The following is a 1,402-nucleotide window of genomic DNA, read 5'->3' on the forward strand; positions in this document are numbered from 1 at the left end:
GGCGGTACAGGTGGGGGTGCCGGCGATCCTGGCGGTACCGGCGGCGACGGCGGCGCCGGCGGCGCCGCTGGCGCGGGCGGTCAAGCCGCTGACGGCAGCGGCGGCACGAACGGCTCCGCGGGCATCGGGGGCGATGGCGGCGCCGGGGGCACCGGCGGCTGGGGAACAACGGGCGGCACCGGCGGTAACGGCGGCCAAGGCGGCGCGGCAACCGCAACCGGCGGCACCGGCGGCAACGGCGGGGCCGGGGGCACCGGCGGAAAAGGCAACTACACCACCAACACAGGCGGCAACGGCGGCCTCGGCGGCCTCGGTGGCGACGGCAACACCGCCGGCACCACCGCTGGCAACGGCGGCCAGGGCGGCAACGGCGGCGACGGCCAACGCGGAGGCGTCGGCGGCAACGGCGGCGCCGGCGGCAACGGCTTCGATGGCGGCAACGCCGGCAACGGCGGCGGTGGCGGCAACGGCGGCTTCACCACCGGCACCGTCACCTTCGCCGGTACCGGCGGTGACGGGGGCATCGGCGGGCCGGGCGGCGCGAGCATCGGAGGCGGAAAAGCTGGCAACGGCGGCAATGGCGGCAACGGCGGCACCGCCCAAATCAATGGCCCCAATGGCGACGGCCAGAACAACAATTGGGACGGCAACGGCGGCAACGGCGGCGCAGGAGGCATCGGCGGTGGCGCAATCGGCGGCACCAGCAACGGCGGCGACGGCGGCCGCGGCGGCGACGGCGGGGACGCCTACCAAAGTCGCGTCGAGCAGGGGATATACACCGGCACAGGCGGTAACGGCGGCGCCGGCGGCGCCGGCGGTATGGCAACCGGCAGCGGCAACGGCGGCACCGGAGGCGATGGCGGCGGGGTCGGTGGGACCGGCGGCAACGGCGGCGCCGGTGGCCGGGCGATGCTAGGTCAAGGCGGGGCCGGCGGCGCCGGCGGCGACGGCGGCACCGGCGGCTCGGGTGGACTCGGCTGGACGGCCTCGGGCGCGGGTGAGCAAGGCGGTGACGGCGGTGCCGGAGGCGCCGGCGGCGGCGCCGGACACGGCGGCGCCGGCGGGGCCGGAGCATTGACGGGTATTGGCGGGCACGCCGGTGCCGGCGGCACCGGCGGGACCGGCGGGGCCGGGGGTAATGGCGCGGCGGGCACCGCCACGTTGAGCGGCGGCGCAGGCGGCACCGGGGGCGCCGGCGGCGCCGGCGGAGCCGCGGGCCTGGACGGCGCCGGAGCGGCGGGTGTCGCAGGCGACGGCGGTCAGGGCGGCCACGGCGGTGACGGGGGAACCGGGGGCGTCGGCTTGGACCGCGACAGTGCTACCTCCCCCGGCGCGGCCGGCGGTGCGGGCACCGCGGGCGGTAAGGGCGGCGACGGGGGCCAGGGCGGCGCGGCCGGTGGGG

Annotated in this window: 1 pseudogene; it reads left to right on the forward strand. The window is 79.3% G+C overall.

The annotated features are described in order from the left end of the window. A pseudogene (locus tag BST12_RS34470) lies at positions 1-1,402 on the forward strand (PE family protein); the annotation flags it as partial.

Source organism: Mycobacterium angelicum (genome assembly GCF_002086155.1).
In the GTDB taxonomy this organism is placed as follows: domain Bacteria; phylum Actinomycetota; class Actinomycetes; order Mycobacteriales; family Mycobacteriaceae; genus Mycobacterium; species Mycobacterium angelicum.